This is a genomic window from Paenibacillus xylanexedens (assembly GCF_007676705.1).
Taxonomy (GTDB): Bacteria; Bacillota; Bacilli; order Paenibacillales; family Paenibacillaceae; genus Paenibacillus; species Paenibacillus xylanexedens_C.
In genome coordinates, this window is record NZ_VEBF01000929.1 from 1 (window position 1) to 220 (window position 220).

Annotated in this window: 1 pseudogene; it reads right to left on the bottom strand. The window is 50.0% G+C overall.

Annotation, left to right across the window (positions count from 1 at the left end):
* Positions 1-18: 18 nt before the first annotated feature.
* A pseudogene (locus tag FS628_RS32475) lies at positions 19-220 on the bottom strand (UDP-N-acetylglucosamine 1-carboxyvinyltransferase); the annotation flags it as partial.

Sequence of the window (220 nt, forward strand, 5' to 3'; positions counted from 1 at the left end):
ACACATTCCACCTTCAATCTACACCTCACCACCACACATTCCACCACCACCCATATACCTACCACCTTCTACCCCATCCCCAATAACCCTCTCTCTTACCCCTCTCACTTTCTCCACACCTTCAATCCCGATAACTCCACTACCACCACCACGTACTATCCCCCCCATTCCATTCACCAACTTCGCAACATCCACAATTTCACCTTCTTTTCCCCCCTTC